This is a genomic window from Streptomyces sp. NPDC050264 (assembly GCF_040655895.1).
Lineage (GTDB): Bacteria > Actinomycetota > Actinomycetes > Streptomycetales > Streptomycetaceae > Streptomyces.
Genome location: NZ_JBFAKV010000001.1, coordinates 1 through 14,486, shown reverse-complemented (window position 1 = coordinate 14,486; position 14,486 = coordinate 1). Strand labels below are relative to the sequence as shown.

13 protein-coding genes and 1 riboswitch are annotated in these 14,486 nt (G+C 68.5%); of the genes, 10 read left to right on the top strand and 3 right to left on the bottom strand.

What is annotated here, in order from left to right; all coding sequences use genetic code 11:
- Window positions 1–108: 108 nt before the first annotated feature.
- Together AB0J02_RS00065 and AB0J02_RS00060 are read right to left on the bottom strand one after the other, a co-directional pair.
- The gene (locus tag AB0J02_RS00065) at window positions 109–270 is read right to left on the bottom strand and encodes a hypothetical protein (RefSeq protein WP_363191219.1); all 162 of its coding nucleotides are present in this window, start codon (window positions 268–270) and stop codon (window positions 109–111) included.
- On the bottom strand, window positions 267–1,649 hold the full coding sequence (locus AB0J02_RS00060) for an aminotransferase class V-fold PLP-dependent enzyme (protein ID WP_363191218.1): 1,383 nt from the start codon (window positions 1,647–1,649) through the stop codon (window positions 267–269). Before AB0J02_RS00060 ends, AB0J02_RS00065 begins: the two co-directional genes overlap by 4 nt.
- Before the next feature lie 318 nt (window positions 1,650–1,967).
- On the opposite strand from AB0J02_RS00060, the gene coxB reads away from it, so the two are divergent.
- From coxB to AB0J02_RS00040, 4 genes are all read left to right on the top strand, one after another.
- Complete coding sequence (gene coxB / locus AB0J02_RS00055; RefSeq protein ID WP_363191217.1) at window positions 1,968–2,927, top strand: cytochrome c oxidase subunit II; 960 nt, start codon at window positions 1,968–1,970, stop codon at window positions 2,925–2,927.
- On the top strand, window positions 2,924–4,669 hold the full coding sequence (gene ctaD / locus AB0J02_RS00050; protein WP_363191216.1) for a cytochrome c oxidase subunit I: 1,746 nt from the start codon (window positions 2,924–2,926) through the stop codon (window positions 4,667–4,669). Before coxB ends, ctaD begins: the two co-directional genes overlap by 4 nt.
- Complete coding sequence (locus tag AB0J02_RS00045; RefSeq protein ID WP_363191215.1) at window positions 4,666–5,064, top strand: cytochrome c oxidase subunit 4; 399 nt, start codon at window positions 4,666–4,668, stop codon at window positions 5,062–5,064. The genes ctaD and AB0J02_RS00045 overlap by 4 nt, the downstream gene beginning before the upstream one ends.
- Before the next feature lie 135 nt (window positions 5,065–5,199).
- On the top strand, window positions 5,200–6,453 hold the full coding sequence (locus tag AB0J02_RS00040) for an Ig-like domain-containing protein (RefSeq protein ID WP_363191214.1): 1,254 nt from the start codon (window positions 5,200–5,202) through the stop codon (window positions 6,451–6,453).
- A 72-nt stretch (window positions 6,454–6,525) separates the two neighbouring features.
- Here the strand turns inward: AB0J02_RS00040 and AB0J02_RS00035 are convergent, their stop codons facing one another.
- Complete coding sequence (locus AB0J02_RS00035; protein ID WP_363191213.1) at window positions 6,526–6,927, bottom strand: hypothetical protein; 402 nt, start codon at window positions 6,925–6,927, stop codon at window positions 6,526–6,528.
- Window positions 6,928–7,111: 184 nt separating this feature from the next.
- On the opposite strand from AB0J02_RS00035, the gene AB0J02_RS00030 reads away from it, so the two are divergent.
- From AB0J02_RS00030 to AB0J02_RS00005, 6 genes are all read left to right on the top strand, one after another.
- On the top strand, window positions 7,112–7,732 hold the full coding sequence (locus tag AB0J02_RS00030; protein WP_363191212.1) for a heme-copper oxidase subunit III: 621 nt from the start codon (window positions 7,112–7,114) through the stop codon (window positions 7,730–7,732).
- Between the two features lie 81 nt (window positions 7,733–7,813).
- The gene (locus tag AB0J02_RS00025) at window positions 7,814–8,623 is read left to right on the top strand and encodes a c-type cytochrome (protein ID WP_363191211.1); all 810 of its coding nucleotides are present in this window, start codon (window positions 7,814–7,816) and stop codon (window positions 8,621–8,623) included.
- Window positions 8,620–9,681 (top strand): Rieske 2Fe-2S domain-containing protein, encoded by a 1,062-nt coding sequence (locus AB0J02_RS00020; protein ID WP_363191209.1) that lies wholly within the window; start codon window positions 8,620–8,622, stop codon window positions 9,679–9,681. The genes AB0J02_RS00025 and AB0J02_RS00020 overlap by 4 nt, the downstream gene beginning before the upstream one ends.
- Entirely contained in the window at window positions 9,678–11,339 is a 1,662-nt protein-coding gene (locus AB0J02_RS00015; RefSeq protein ID WP_363191208.1) for a cytochrome bc complex cytochrome b subunit, read from the top strand. Before AB0J02_RS00020 ends, AB0J02_RS00015 begins: the two co-directional genes overlap by 4 nt.
- 120 nt (window positions 11,340–11,459) lie before the next feature.
- Entirely contained in the window at window positions 11,460–12,524 is a 1,065-nt protein-coding gene (gene trpD / locus AB0J02_RS00010; protein ID WP_363191207.1) for an anthranilate phosphoribosyltransferase, read from the top strand.
- Between the two features lie 95 nt (window positions 12,525–12,619).
- Window positions 12,620–12,737: riboswitch (SAM riboswitch) on the top strand.
- A 221-nt stretch (window positions 12,738–12,958) separates the two neighbouring features.
- Window positions 12,959–14,347 carry an aminotransferase class V-fold PLP-dependent enzyme gene (locus tag AB0J02_RS00005; RefSeq protein WP_363191206.1) on the top strand — a complete coding sequence of 463 codons (1,389 nt, stop codon included), beginning with the start codon at window positions 12,959–12,961 and terminating at the stop codon, window positions 14,345–14,347.
- Window positions 14,348–14,486: the final 139 nt, after the last annotated feature.

Here is a 14,486-nt window from a genome sequence, read left to right as displayed (position 1 = left end):
CGTCGGCGAGAACCGTCACCATGCCGCCGACCCGCACCCGCCCCAGTTCGATGACCGGCTGCGGGCAGGTCATGCCGAGTGCGTCGACGGTCACCGCCTCGGTGTCCCTCAAGAGGTCCTCCGTACGGCATACGCCGCGGCCCCGTCGGGGCGTGTCTCGGCGGCGAGAACCGTCAGCGTGCCGCTGACCCGCACCCGGCCCAGTTCGATGACCGGCTGCGGGCAGGTCATGCCGAGCGCGTCGACGGTCACCGCCTCGGTGTCCCTCAAGAGGTCCTCCGTACGGCATACGCCGTAGCCCCGTCGGGGCGTGTCTCGGCCCCGATGTACTCCTGGCCCTGCGTAAAGCACCACGCTGGGATGTCGACCGCGGCGACCTCGTCGTCGGCGAGCACGGTCACCGTGCCGCCGACCCGCACCCGCCCGATCGCCCGCCCCAGTTCGATGACCGGCTGCGGGCAGGTCATGCCGAGCGCGTCGACGGTCACCGCCTCCGCGTCTCCGCTCCCGCCGCCCACCACAGGCGCCCCGAGCTTCTCCCGGACGTCCCGCACGACCCCGGGCAGCACCTCCAGGAACCGCTCGACCTCCGCCTCCTCGACCCCGAGCGGCAGCGACACCCGTACGTTCCCCTCGCTCACCACCCCCATGGCACGCAGCACATGGCTGGGCGTCAGCGTGCTGCTGGTGCAGGAGGACCCGGACGACACCGAGAACCCGGCCCGGTCCAGCTCGTGCAGCACCGTTTCTCCGTCGACGTAGAGACAGGAGAACGTCAGCAGATGCGGCAGCCGCCGCACCGGATCGCCGACGACCTCCACATCCGGGACGAGTTCCGGCACCCGCGCCCGGAGCCGCTCCGTCAACTCCCGCAGCCGCGCCGACTCCCCGGCCGCCTCGGCGCGCACGGCCCGCAGCGAAGCGGCGGCGGCCACCACGCCCGGGATGTTCTCGAACCCCGCGGCCCGCCCGGACTCCCGCTCGTCCGCGGGCCCTTGCGGAGCGAACCGGACCCCCTTACGTACGGCGAGCACCCCGACCCCGGCCGGCCCGCCCCACTTGTGGGCGCTCCCGGCCAGCAGCGACCAGCCGCCCTCGACCGGCCCCCAGGCGAGCGACTGCGCCGCGTCCACGAACAGCGGCACCCCCGCGGCCCGGCACACCTCGGCCACCTCGGCGACCGGCTGCACCGTCCCCACCTCATGGTTGGCCGACTGCAGACACGCCAGGGCCGTATCGGGCCGCAAGGCATCGGCGTACGACGGGACGGACACGGCGCCCTCCCGCCCCACGCCGACCTCGGTCACCGCACCGCCGCGATCGGCGAGGGCCGCCGCCGAATGGAGGACCGCCGAGTGCTCCACCGCGGAGACCACCAGATGCCGCCCGACACGCCGACGCCCCGCGAGCGCGCCGGCGATGCCCTCGTGCACGGCGCGCGTCCCCGACGAGGTGAAGACGAGCTCGTCCGGCCGGCATCCCACCGCCTCCGCCGCCGCCTCGCGCGCGGCGTCAAGGAGAAGCCGCGCTTTTCGTCCTTCCCGGTAGAGCCGGGACGGGTCGGCCCACCCGTCGTCGAGGGAGGCCTGGAGCGCCTGCCGGGCAACGGGATGAAGGGGAGCGGAGGACGCCACGTCGAAGTAAGCCACGCCGCCACGCTAAGCGCCCCGCAAGGGGCGCGGGGAACCGCGTGCCCGGCCGGAACGGACCGGCAGCCGCCACTCCACGCGTCCCCCCGGACCGGAAGCCGCTCCGACCCCCCGTCAGAAACCCCCGGGACACGGACAACCCACCCTTCGGAGTGACCCGCGGCGCGTTAGGCACCCTCCCCGCGCGACCCCAAATAGCGTCCAGTAGGGTTTGGTCCGCATAAACATCCAAACCCCTGCCCGTGTGCCAGGGCGGCGAGCGACCAGCGAGACGGCCGTAGCCAACCAGCGCGGGCGAGACTCTCGGGAAGGCGCTACGTGAGTCCCAACGGCTCCGACCGCTCGTCGCGGCGCCCGATGCGGCGGAAGCTGCCGCAGGTGCTGACTGCGGGCCTGATCCTGGTGACCGCTACCGGTTGCACATACAAGGACTTTCCCCGTCTTGGTATGCCCACTCCGGTGACGGAAGAGGGCCCACGGATCCTCTCCCTCTGGCAGGGCTCGTGGGCGGCAGCGCTCGCCACGGGCGTGCTGGTGTGGGGGCTGATCCTGTGGAGTGTCATCTTCCACCGGCGTAGCCGCACCAAGATCGAGGTTCCGACGCAGACGCGGTACAACATGCCGCTCGAGGCGCTGTACACGGTTGTTCCACTGATCATCGTGTCGGTCCTCTTCTACTTCACCGCGCGCGACGAGTCGAAGCTTCTCAAGCTCGACGACAAGCCGGCGCACACCATCAACGTGGTCGGCTACCAGTGGAGCTGGGGCTTCAACTACGTCGAGAACGTGCCCGGTGTCAGCGGCGACGCGAAGACGTCCAAGGAGCTCGCGGGCATCCCGCAGCGCTTCGTGGACGACTTCCCGGCGAACGCCGGCGGTGTCTACGAGGTCGGTACGCCTGGTACGCGGAATCCGCAGACCGGCAACCCCGGCCCCACGCTCTGGCTCCCCAAGGGCGAGAAGGTCCGCTTCGTCCTCACTTCGCGTGACGTCATCCACTCCTTCTGGGTGGTGCCGTTCCTCATGAAGCAGGACGTCATCCCGGGCCACACCAACGCGTTCGAGGTGACCCCCAACAAGGAGGGGACCTTCCTGGGCAAGTGTGCCGAGCTGTGCGGCGTGGACCACTCCCGGATGCTCTTCAACGTGAAGGTCGTCTCTCCTGAGCGCTACGAGCAGCACCTCAAGGACCTTGCCAAGAAGGGGCAGACCGGTTACGTCCCGTCTGGCATTGCCCAGACGGACCACGAGAAGAACCGGGAGACGAACAACCTGTGAGCATCCTCAACGAACCCCAGGGTGCCGCCGCGGCCGACGACTCGTACGAGAACGAGCTGCCGGCTCGGCCCAAGAGCCCCGGCGCGACTGTGATCAAGTGGCTGACCACCACTGACCACAAGACGATCGGCACGATGTACCTGGTCACGTCGTTCGCGTTCTTCTGCATCGGCGGTCTGATGGCGCTCTTCATGCGCGCCGAACTGGCTCGTCCCGGCACGCAGATCATGTCGAACGAGCAGTTCAACCAGGCGTTCACGATGCACGGCACGATCATGCTGCTGATGTTCGCGACGCCGCTGTTCGCGGGCTTCGCGAACTGGATCATGCCGCTGCAGATCGGCGCCCCCGACGTCGCGTTCCCGCGGCTGAACATGTTCGCCTACTGGCTGTACCTGTTCGGCTCGCTGATCGCGGTCGGTGGCTTCCTCACTCCGCAGGGCGCGGCCGACTTCGGCTGGTTCGCCTACAGCCCGCTCTCGGACGCGATCCGCTCGCCCGGCATCGGCGCCGACATGTGGATCATGGGTCTGGCCTTCTCCGGCTTCGGCACGATCCTCGGCTCGGTCAACTTCATCACCACGATCATCTGCATGCGCGCTCCCGGCATGACGATGTTCCGCATGCCGATCTTCGTGTGGAACGTGCTGCTGACCGGTGTGCTGGTCCTGCTGGCCTTCCCGGTGCTGGCCGCCGCGCTGTTCGCCCTGGAGGCGGACCGCAAGTTCGGTGCCCATGTGTTCGACGCCGCCAATGGCGGCGCGCTGCTATGGCAACACCTCTTCTGGTTCTTCGGCCATCCAGAGGTGTACATCATCGCCCTGCCATTCTTCGGAATCATTTCCGAAGTGATCCCGGTGTTCTCGAGAAAGCCGATGTTCGGCTACTCGGGCCTCATCGGGGCGACGATCGCCATCGCCGGTCTCTCCGTGACCGTGTGGGCGCACCACATGTACGTCACCGGCGGCGTGCTCCTACCGTTCTTCTCCTTCATGACGTTCTTGATCGCCGTGCCGACAGGCGTGAAGTTCTTCAACTGGATCGGAACGATGTGGAAGGGCTCACTGTCCTTCGAGACACCGATGCTCTGGGCGATCGGCTTCCTGATCACCTTCACCTTCGGTGGTCTGACCGGCGTGATCCTGGCGGCCCCGCCGCTGGACTTCCACATCTCGGACTCGTACTTCGTGGTGGCGCACTTCCACTACGTGGTGTTCGGCACCGTCGTCTTCGCGATGTTCTCCGGCTTCCACTTCTGGTGGCCGAAGTTCACCGGCAAGATGCTCGACGAGCGCCTCGGCAAGATCACGTTCTGGACGCTGTTCTGCGGCTTCCACGGCACGTTCCTGGTGCAGCACTGGCTGGGCGTCGAGGGCATGCCGCGTCGTTACGCGGACTACCTCGCGGCCGACGGCTTCACCGCGCTGAACACGATCTCGACGATCTCCTCGTTCGTGCTCGGTCTGTCGATCCTGCCGTTCTTCTACAACGTGTGGAAGACCGCCAAGTACGGCAAGAAGATCGAGGTCGACGACCCGTGGGGCTACGGCCGTTCGCTCGAATGGGCGACGTCCTGCCCGCCGCCGCGGCACAACTTCGTCAGCCTGCCGCGCATTCGCTCGGAATCGCCGGCGTTCGACCTGCATCACCCTGAGATCGCGGCTTTGGACCAGCTGGAGAACGCTGGCCACGGGGCCTCGGGAAATACAGCTCTCGCTGGCGGCAAGGAGGCCGGCAAGTGAAGGTCCAAGGCAAGATGTTCATCTGGCTGAGCCTCTTCGTCCTGATCATGGCCGGTGTCTACGGCGTGTGGTCGAAGGAGCCGGCCGGTACGACGGCGCTCTTCCTGGCGTTCGGCCTGTGCATCATGATCGGCTACTACCTGGCCTTCACGGCCCGGCGGGTCGACACCGGCGCGCAGGACAACAAGGAGGCCGACGTCGCGGACGACGCCGGCGAGGTGGGCTTCTTCAGCCCGCACTCCTGGCAGCCGCTCTCCCTCGCCGTCGGTGGCGCGCTCGCTTTCCTGGGCGTCGTCTTCGGCTGGTGGCTGCTGTACTTCTCGGCCCCCGTCATCATGTTCGGCCTGTGGGGCTGGGTCTTCGAGTACTACCGCGGCGAGAACCGGACCCAGTAACACCCGGTTGCGAACTCCCGTGCCCGAAGGGCCCGGACACTCCTGACGGAGCGTCCGGGCCCTTCGGCGTGGGCGACATGCCCCGTGCGGCTCACTCACCGTGCTGGACGTGACGAACCTTCTTACGGTGTCCTCATGGACCACTCACCGCGCATTCGTACGGTTCTGGGCTGCACCGTGTTGGTGGCCGCACTCGGTGCGGGCGTCACGGCCTGCGGCAGCACCGGCCACCCGCTCTCCGCCAAGCCCTACGACGCGGCGAGCCAGATCTCCTTCAGCGGGCCCGCGGGCGGCAAGAAGGCGGATCCGGACAAGCCCCTCGAAGTCGCCGCGCAGGGCGACGAGGGGCGCATCACCGACGTCACCGCCACGGACGCCCTGGGGCGCTACGTCGCGGGCGAACTCTCCGCCGACGGCAGCAGATGGCACACCACGGCCCCGCTGGCCGCTGAGGCCCAGTACACGGTCCGCGTGAGCACCCAGGACGAGGACGGCGCGCCGGGCCGCAAGGTCCTCGGCTTCGAGACGGGCAACCCCAGCAAGGAGAAGTCGCTCAAGGTCACCTTCGGCCCCGAGCGCGGCAAGTACGGCGTCGGCCAGCCCATCACGGCCGAACTCAACAAGTCCGTCAAGGACGAGAAGGCCCGCGCCATCGTGGAGCGCGCCCTGAAGGTGGAGTCCCAGCCCGCCGCGGACGGCGGCTCCTGGTACTGGGTGGACAGCAAGACGCTGCACTATCGCCCGAAGGAGTACTGGCCCGCCCACGCCACCATCACGGCGCACAGCAACCTCAAGGGCATCAAGGTCACCGACACCCTCTGGGGCGGCGCGAGCAAGCCCCTGACCGTCACCACGGGCGACCGCGTCGAGGCGGTCACCGACGCGGGCTCGCACTCGATGACGGTCTACCGCAACGGCGAGGCGATCAACGAGATCCCGGTCACCACGGGCAAGCCCGGCTTCGAGACCCGAAACGGCGTCAAGGTCGTGCTGGGCAAGGAGTACTACGTACGTATGCGCGGTACGAGCATCGGCATCTCCGCGGGCTCGTCCGACTCGTACGACCTGCCGGTGTACTACGCGACCCGCGTCACCTGGAGCGGCGAGTACGTGCACGCGGCGCCCTGGTCCACCGGCTCCCAGGGGTACGCCAACGTCAGCCACGGCTGCACCGGCATGAGCACGGGCAACGCCGCCTGGTTCTTCGACACCGTGCGCACGGGCGACATCGTGAAGGTCGTCAACAGCTACGGCGAGGAGATGGACCCGTTCGGCAACGGCTTCGGCGACTGGAACGTCAGCTGGAAGAAGTGGGGCGAGGGCAGCGCCCTGTCCACCGCGGGCAAGACCGACCCGGCGCAGCAGGCACGGCTCAGCCCCGAGGTCTGAGCCCGCCCGGTGTGAGACTTCCGACTCCCGTACGCCGTCGGCGTACGGGAGTCGCCTGTTCCCGCCCGGACGTCAGGCGCTGACGGCCTGTCGGGTGCGCAGCAGGGAGGCCAGCGCGCCGGCGAACTCGACCGGGTCGACCGGCAGTGTCACCGCGGCCTCCGCGCGGCTCCAGGTGGCCAGCCAGGCGTCCTGCGGGCGGCCGATCAGGAGCAGCACCGGCGGGCAGCGGAAGACCTCGTCCTTGATCTGCCGGCACACCCCCATGCCGCCCGCGGGAACCGCCTCGCCGTCCAGGACACAGACGTCGACGCCGCCCCGGTCCAGCTCCTTGAGGACGGCGGGGAGTGTCGCGCACTCGATGAACTGAACCTCGGGAACGTCCGACGCGGGCCTGCGGCCGGTGGCCAGGCGGACCTGCTCCCGCGTGTTGGCGTCGTCGCTGTAGACCAGAACCGTCGCGGTCGACTGCATCGTTCCTCCGAGGCGTTGTCAGTCTGGGGTGTCCTAGGGCGTCCTCGGCGCGGAGCCTACCCTTCCCGACACCCCGTCAACACCGGTTCGCACAGGCCTGCGATGGGCCATATGGGCTGGACACACCCCTCAGACACTCCGAACGGCACCCCCCGGAGTGAGGGCGAGATAAGCGACCGACATAATGTCGGTCGTGGCGACAGCAACGACAGTAGAAACCGGGCACGCGCACCCGTCGGTCAATCGACCGAACCTCACCAGCGTCGGAACCATCATCTGGCTGAGTTCCGAGCTGATGTTCTTCGCGGCCCTCTTCGCGATGTACTTCACCCTGCGATCGGTGACGGGACCGGATCACTGGAAGGAAATGGCCTCGAGCCTGAACCTTCCGTTCTCGGCGACGAACACCACGATCCTGGTGCTCTCCTCACTCACATGCCAGCTCGGCGTGTTCGCCGCCGAGCGCGGCGACGTGAAGAAGCTCAGAATGTGGTTCATCGTCACCTTCATCATGGGTGCGATCTTCATCGGCGGTCAGGTCTACGAGTACACGGAACTGGTCAAGAAGGACGGGCTCTCGCTCTCCTCCGACCCGTACGGCTCCGTGTTCTACCTGACCACCGGCTTCCACGGCATGCACGTGACAGGCGGGCTCATCGCCTTCCTGTTCGTCCTCGGCAGGACGTACGCGGCCCGGAAGTTCACCCACGAGCAGGCGACCGCAGCCATCGTCGTGTCCTACTACTGGCACTTCGTCGATGTCGTCTGGATCGGCCTCTTCGCCACGATCTACCTGATCAAGTAGTTCAAAGATCACAGCATCGGGCGTAGTACCCGACACATTCCAGTAGCACCGACGCAGAAGATCCTGACACCGGGGTAATCCGTGAAAAAGCTCTCCGCACGACGACGCCATCCGCTGGCGGCGGTCGTCGTCCTACTCCTCGCGCTGGCGGCCACCGGGGGGCTGTACGCCGCGTTCGCGCCCGCGAGCAAGGCGCAGGCCGATGAAACCTCCCAGTCCCTCGCCATCGACGAGGGCAAGAAGCTCTACTCCGTCGGCTGCGCCAGCTGCCACGGAGCCGGTGGTCAGGGCACCACTGACGGCCCGAGTCTGGTGGGTGTCGGCTCAGCCGCCGTCGACTTCCAGGTCGGTACGGGCCGCATGCCGGCCCAGCAGCCGGGCGCTCAGGTCCCGAGCAAGAAGGTCATCTACTCGCAGGCCGAGATCGACCAGCTCGCGGCGTACATCGCCTCGCTGGGTGCCGGTCCGGTCGCGCCGACCTCGAAGGACTACAACCCGGACGGCGCGGACATCGCCAAGGGTGGCGAGCTGTTCCGCACCAACTGCGCGCAGTGCCACAACTTCACCGGCGAAGGTGGCGCCCTGACGCACGGCAAGTCCGCGCCGAACCTCGAGGGTGTCTCTCCCAAGCACATCTACGAGGCCATGCAGACCGGCCCGCAGAACATGCCGTCCTTCCCGGACACGACGATGACCACGCAGAACAAGAAGGACATCATCGCGTACCTCGACGCGGTCAACGGCGACAAGACGCAGAGCCCGGGCGGCCTCAAGCTGGGCGGGCTCGGCCCGGTCAGTGAGGGTCTGTTCGCCTGGATCTTCGGTCTCGGTGCCCTGGTCGCCGTCGCCATCTGGGTCGCCGCTCGGACCGCAAAGGCCAAGAAGTCATGAGTAGCCAAGACATTCCAGAAGAGAACCTGCCCACCGAGCAGGAGACCGGGCACGGCTCGGTCGCGGTGAAGTCGGATCACACCGACCCGTTCGCCGACCCGGGGCTGCCGGAGCACGAGCACCGGATCCAGGACATCGAGGAGCGGGCCGCCCGGCGGTCCGAGCGCGTCGTGGCGCTGCTGTTCACGCTCTCGATGCTGGCCACGGTCGGCTTCATCGCCTCGTACGTCACCATCGACGTCGACAAGAGCATCTACGTCTTCCCGATCGGGCACATCAGCGCGCTCAACTTCGCGCTCGGTGTGACCCTCGGCGTGGCCCTGTTCTGCATCGGCGCGGGCGCGGTCCACTGGGCCCGCACCCTGATGTCCGACGTCGAGGTCGCCTCCGAGCGGCACCCGATCGAGGCCGAGCCCGAGGTCAGGGCGCAGGTCCTGTCGGACTTCGCCGACGGTGCGCGGGAGTCGCAGTTCGGCCGGCGCAAGCTGATCCGCAACACGCTCTTCGGCGCGCTGGCCCTGGTGCCGCTCTCCGGCGTCGTCCTTCTTCGTGACCTCGGCCCCCTGCCGGGCACGAAGCTGCGCCACACGGCGTGGAAGAAGGGCCTGAAGCTCGTCAACATGAACACGAACGAGCCGCTGCGTGCCTCTGACATCGCGGTCGGTTCGCTCACCTTCGCCAAGCCCGAGGGCGTGGAGGAGCACGACGAGGACTTCCAGCAGGTCATGGGCAAGGCCGCTCTGATGCTGGTCCGTATCCAGCCGAAGAACATCAAGGACAAGCGCGAGCTCGAGTGGTCCCACGAGGGCGTCGTCGCGTACTCGAAGATCTGCACCCACGTCGGTTGCCCGATCTCCCTGTACGAGCAGCAGACGCACCACGTGCTGTGCCCGTGCCACCAGTCCACCTTCGACCTCTCCGACGGTGCGCGGGTGATCTTCGGTCCCGCCGGTCACGCACTGCCGCAGTTGCACATCGACGTCGATGACGAGGGTTTCCTCGTGGCGCAGGGCGACTTCGCTGAGCCCGTCGGCCCTGCCTTCTGGGAGCGCGGATGAGTACTACGACCACCAACACGTCGACATCTGGCGCATCCGCGCCGGGGCCTTCTCGCGAGAAGGCCCCGGCCGGCGAGCGCGTCGCCGACTGGGCGGACGGCCGCCTGGGGATCTACTCCCTGGCCAAGTCCAACATGCGCAAGATCTTCCCGGACCACTGGTCCTTCATGCTCGGTGAGATCTGCCTGTACAGCTTCATCATCATCATCCTCACGGGTGTGTACCTGACGCTGTTCTTCCACCCGTCGATGAACGAGGTGACGTACAACGGCAGCTATGTCCCGCTCCAGGGGCAGCTGATGTCGGAGGCGTTCAACTCGACCATGCACATCTCCTTCGATGTGCGCGGTGGCCTGCTGATCCGGCAGATCCACCACTGGGCGGCGCTGATCTTCCTCGCCGCCATGTTCGTGCACATGATGCGCGTGTTCTTCACGGGTGCGTTCCGCAAGCCGCGTGAGGTCAACTGGCTGTTCGGCTTCCTGCTGTTCGTCCTGGGCATGTTCACCGGCTTCACCGGTTACTCGCTCCCCGACGACCTGCTCTCCGGCACCGGTGTCCGCTTCATGGAAGGCGCGGTCCTGTCCGTGCCGATCGTCGGCACGTATCTCTCGTTCTTCCTGTTCGGCGGCGAGTTCCCGGGCGGCGACTTCGTCGCGCGGTTCTACTCGGTCCACATCCTGCTGCTGCCGGGCATCATGCTCGGCCTGCTGGTGGCCCACCTGATCCTGGTCTTCTACCACAAGCACACGCAGTTCGCGGGTGCCGGAAAGACCGAGAAGAACGTCGTCGGCATGCCGCTGCTGCCGGTCTACATGGCCAAGGCGGGTGGCTTCTTCTTCCTGGTCTTCGGTGTCATCGCGGTCGTCGCGGCGATCGCCTCGATCAACCCGATCTGGGCCATCGGCCCGTACCGCATCGACCAGGTCTCCACGGGTGCCCAGCCCGACTGGTACATGGGCTTCTCCGAGGGCCTGATCCGTACGATGCCGGGCTGGGAGATCAACCTCTGGGGTCACACGCTCGTCCTGGGTGTGTTCGTCCCGCTGATCATCTTCCCGCTGGTCCTGGTCGCGATCGCGGTCTATCCGTTCATCGAGTCCTGGGTCACCGGCGACAAGCGCGAGCACCACATCCTGGACCGCCCGCGCAACGTTCCGACGCGTACGGCCTTCGGTGCCGCCTGGATCTCGTGGTACTTCGTCCTGCTCGTCGGTGGTGGCAACGACCTCTGGGCCACGCACTTCCACCTGTCGATCAACGCGATCACCTGGTTCGTCCGGGTCGGCTTCTTCGTCGTGCCGGTCCTCGTGTTCATCGCCACCAAGCGGATCTGCCTCGGCCTCCAGCGCCGCGACAAGGACAAGGTGCTGCACGGGCGCGAGTCCGGCACCATCAAGCGCCTGCCGCACGGTGAGTTCATCGAGGTGCACGAGCCGCTCGACGCCGAGGCCCTGCACACGCTCACGGCGCACGAGCAGTACCAGCCGGTCGAGATCGGCCCGACGGTCGACGAGAACGGTGTCGAGCGCAAGGTGTCGCGCCTGCAGAAGACGCGCGCCAAGCTCTCGAAGGGCTTCTACGGGGAGAACAACCAGATCCCCAAGCCCACCGCCGAGGAGTACAAGGAGATCACCAGCGGCCACGGCCATCACTGATCTCTGAACTGTCCGCCACGGCAGGAGCCCTCGTCCAGGCACTGGACGGGGGCTCTTTGCCGTCCGCGGCGCTGGATAAGCTGGTGCCGCGTAATCCTCACCGACACGACTGGAGCGGCCATGAGCGCATTGCCCCCCGCTGGAGGCGACACCGCGGCGGGCCGTTCCTGGCCCTCCGTCCTCAACGGTCTGCTGGAAGGCCGCGACCAGAGCGCCGACGACACCGCGTGGGCGATGGACCGGATCATGCGGGGCGAGGCGACCGACGCGCAGATCGCCGGCTTCGTGGTGGCGCTGCGGGCCAAGGGCGAGACCGTGGAGGAGATCTCCGGTCTGGTGCGGGCCATGTACGAGCACGCCAACGTGATCGAGGTGCCGGGGGAGACCGTCGACATCGTCGGCACCGGCGGTGACGGCGCCAAGACCGTCAACATCTCCACGATGTCCGCGATCGTGATCGCCGGCACCGGCGTGAAGGTCGTCAAGCACGGCAACCGCGCCGCCTCCTCGGCCTCCGGCGCCTCCGACGTACTGGAGAAGCTCGGCGTCAACCTGGAGCTGACGCCCGCCCGGGTCCCGCAGGTCGCGGAGGAGGCGGGGATCACCTTCTGCTTCGCCGTGAAGTTCCACCCGGCGCTGCGGTACGCGGGCGCGGCACGCAGCCAGCTCGGCATCCGGACCGTCTTCAACCTGCTGGGCCCGCTGACCAACCCGGCGCGGGTGCGGTCGCAGGCGGTCGGCGTCGCCGACGCGCGGATGGCGCCCATCGTGGCCGGTGTCTTCGCCGAGCGCGGCAACTCCTCCCTCGTCTTCCGCGGCGACGACGGGCTCGACGAGCTGACCACCACGGCCACCTCCCGGGTCTGGGTCGTCCGCGACGGGGCCGTGCGCGAGGAGTCCTTCGACCCGCGGGACGTGGCCCTCGACCTGGTGCCCGTGGAGGCGCTGCGCGGCGCGGACGCCTCGTACAACGCGGAGGTCGCGCGGCGGCTGCTCGACGGGGAGCGCGGGCCCGTGCGCGACGCGGTGCTGCTGAACTCGGCCGCCGCGCTCGTCGCCGTCCGGCCGGGCACGGGGACGCTCGCCGAGCAGATCCGGGCCGCCATGGACCGCGCGGCCGAGTCGATCGACTCCGGCGCGGCCAAGGCGACCCTGGAGCGCTGGGTGACGGCCAGCCACCGCTGAGAACCGGCGAACGGCGCGTGTGTGACGCGGGGCGCAGTCCACGATCCGGACTGCGCCCTTGCCGTACCGGGAAGATATGGCAGGATGCTTTTCAAGGTCATGAGTGACAGCGATCGAGGCCCCAGCCCGCTGTCCGGCAACCCTCCGTCCGTGGCGGGGTGCCCTGGGTGAAGACCAGGCCGCAAGCAGCAAGGCTTGCGGCAAGCGCGGACCCCTCGCGAACTCCTAGGGGTCCTGGGTCGTTTGAGGGAGCAGTCTCGTGAGCAAGCGAATGTGCTAGGGCCGAGCGGCCCCTTCTTCACCATCTCCAGCACCCTCCGCATGGCCGTGTACGCGCCGTGCGTCGAGGTCAATTCCCGTACGCCATAAGCCGGTTGTCGGCTGCCGTGCGGGCTCCTCACAGCCACTTCGCCTTGTCATGCCGGGAGACAGCCATGTCCGCTCACACTGCCGCCGCCACCAGCGTTTCCGCCGTCGACTCCGCCGACCCCGCCTGTGGGGCGCCGCTGCCGGTGCTCGGCCGGGACGTGACCGTGCCGCTGGTCACCGGGGGCGAGGTGACGTACGGCGCCCTCGACTACGCCGCCAGCGCGCCGGCCCTGCAGCGTGTGTGGGACGACGTCGCGGCCTACGCGCCGTACTACGGCAGCGTGCACCGCGGCGCCGGCTACCTCTCCCAGCTGTCGACCGACCTCTTCGAGAACTCCCGGGTCACCGTCGCCGAGTTCCTCGACTGCCGTGAGGACGACCAGGTCGTCTTCACCCGCTCCACCACCGACTCGCTCAACCTGCTGGCCGCCGCGCTCCCCGCCGACTGCCAGGTCTTCGTCTTCGAGACCGAGCACCACGCGTCGCTGCTGCCCTGGCGGAACGCCCGGGTGACGTACCTGAACGCGCCGCGCACCCCCGGCGAGGCCGTCGAGACCCTGGAGCGGGCCCTCGCCGAGCGCGACCCCGCGGGCCCCGCCCTGGTCTGCGTCACCGGTGCCTCGAACGTCACCGGTGAGATCTGGCCGGTGCGCGAGCTGGCGGCGGCCGCTCACGCGCACGGTGCCCGCATCGTGCTCGACGCCGCCCAGCTCGCGCCCCACCACCCCGTCTCCGTACAGGAGTTGGACGTCGACTGGGTCGCCTTCTCCGGACACAAGCTGTACGCCCCGTTCGGCTCGGGTGTGCTCGCCGGGCGCTCCGACTGGCTGCGCGCGTCCGAGCCGTACCTCGCCGGCGGCGGCGCCTCCCGCAAGGTCGCGCGGCGCGTCGACGGCGGCGTGGACGTCGAGTGGCACGACAGCGCCGCGCGGCACGAGGCCGGGTCGCCGAACGTGATCGGCGTGTACTCCATCGCCTCCGCCTGCAAGGCGCTGACCGAGGCCGGATTCGACAACCTGGTCGCCCGTGAGCAGTCCCTGATCCGCACGGTCCGCGCCGGGCTCGCGGAGGTTCCCGAGGTGAAGGTGCTCTCGCTGTTCGGGGACGACGCCCCGCGGGTCGGCGTCATCTCGTTCGTGGTCGAGGGATGGAACTCCTCGCACTTCGCCGCCGCGCTCTCCGCCGAGTACGGCATCGGCGTACGGGACGGCCTGTTCTGCGCCCACCCGCTTGTGCGCACGCTGCTCGGCTCCGACCCGCAGACGCAGGGAGAGTGCGGGGCGCCGGAGGCGGCGCCGGGGGAGAAGTCGCTGAACGCGATCCGGGTCAGCTTCGGGGCCGGGACGCCGGACGAGCACGTGGAGCGGTTCATCGCGGCCGTGAAGGAACTGGTCCGGGACGGCGCCGCCTGGAGCTACCGCACCGAAGAGGGCCGCTGCGTCCCGGCCTCGTAAGAGGCGCGGGCACTCCAGCGGAAAGCCGCGGTCGCGTCCGCTCGGTGCGGCGCCGCGCGGCGCGGCGGCGGGGGGGGGGCGGGGGGGGACAGACGCGCGAGCGCCGGCGGGAGAGGGAGGAGGGCGGACCCAACGGGGA

Excerpts from the sequence above, each read along its gene's own strand:
- AB0J02_RS00040 (WP_363191214.1), top strand. The coding sequence starts at position 5,200 with ATGGACCACTCACCGCGCATTCGTACGGTTCTGGGCTGCACCGTGTTG.
- AB0J02_RS00035 (WP_363191213.1), bottom strand. The coding sequence starts at position 6,927 with ATGCAGTCGACCGCGACGGTTCTGGTCTACAGCGACGACGCCAACACG.
- AB0J02_RS00030 (WP_363191212.1), top strand. The coding sequence starts at position 7,112 with ATGTCGGTCGTGGCGACAGCAACGACAGTAGAAACCGGGCACGCGCAC.
- AB0J02_RS00020 (WP_363191209.1), top strand. The coding sequence starts at position 8,620 with ATGAGTAGCCAAGACATTCCAGAAGAGAACCTGCCCACCGAGCAGGAG.
- AB0J02_RS00015 (WP_363191208.1), top strand. The coding sequence starts at position 9,678 with ATGAGTACTACGACCACCAACACGTCGACATCTGGCGCATCCGCGCCG.
- trpD (WP_363191207.1), top strand. The coding sequence starts at position 11,460 with ATGAGCGCATTGCCCCCCGCTGGAGGCGACACCGCGGCGGGCCGTTCC.
- AB0J02_RS00005 (WP_363191206.1), top strand. The coding sequence starts at position 12,959 with ATGTCCGCTCACACTGCCGCCGCCACCAGCGTTTCCGCCGTCGACTCC.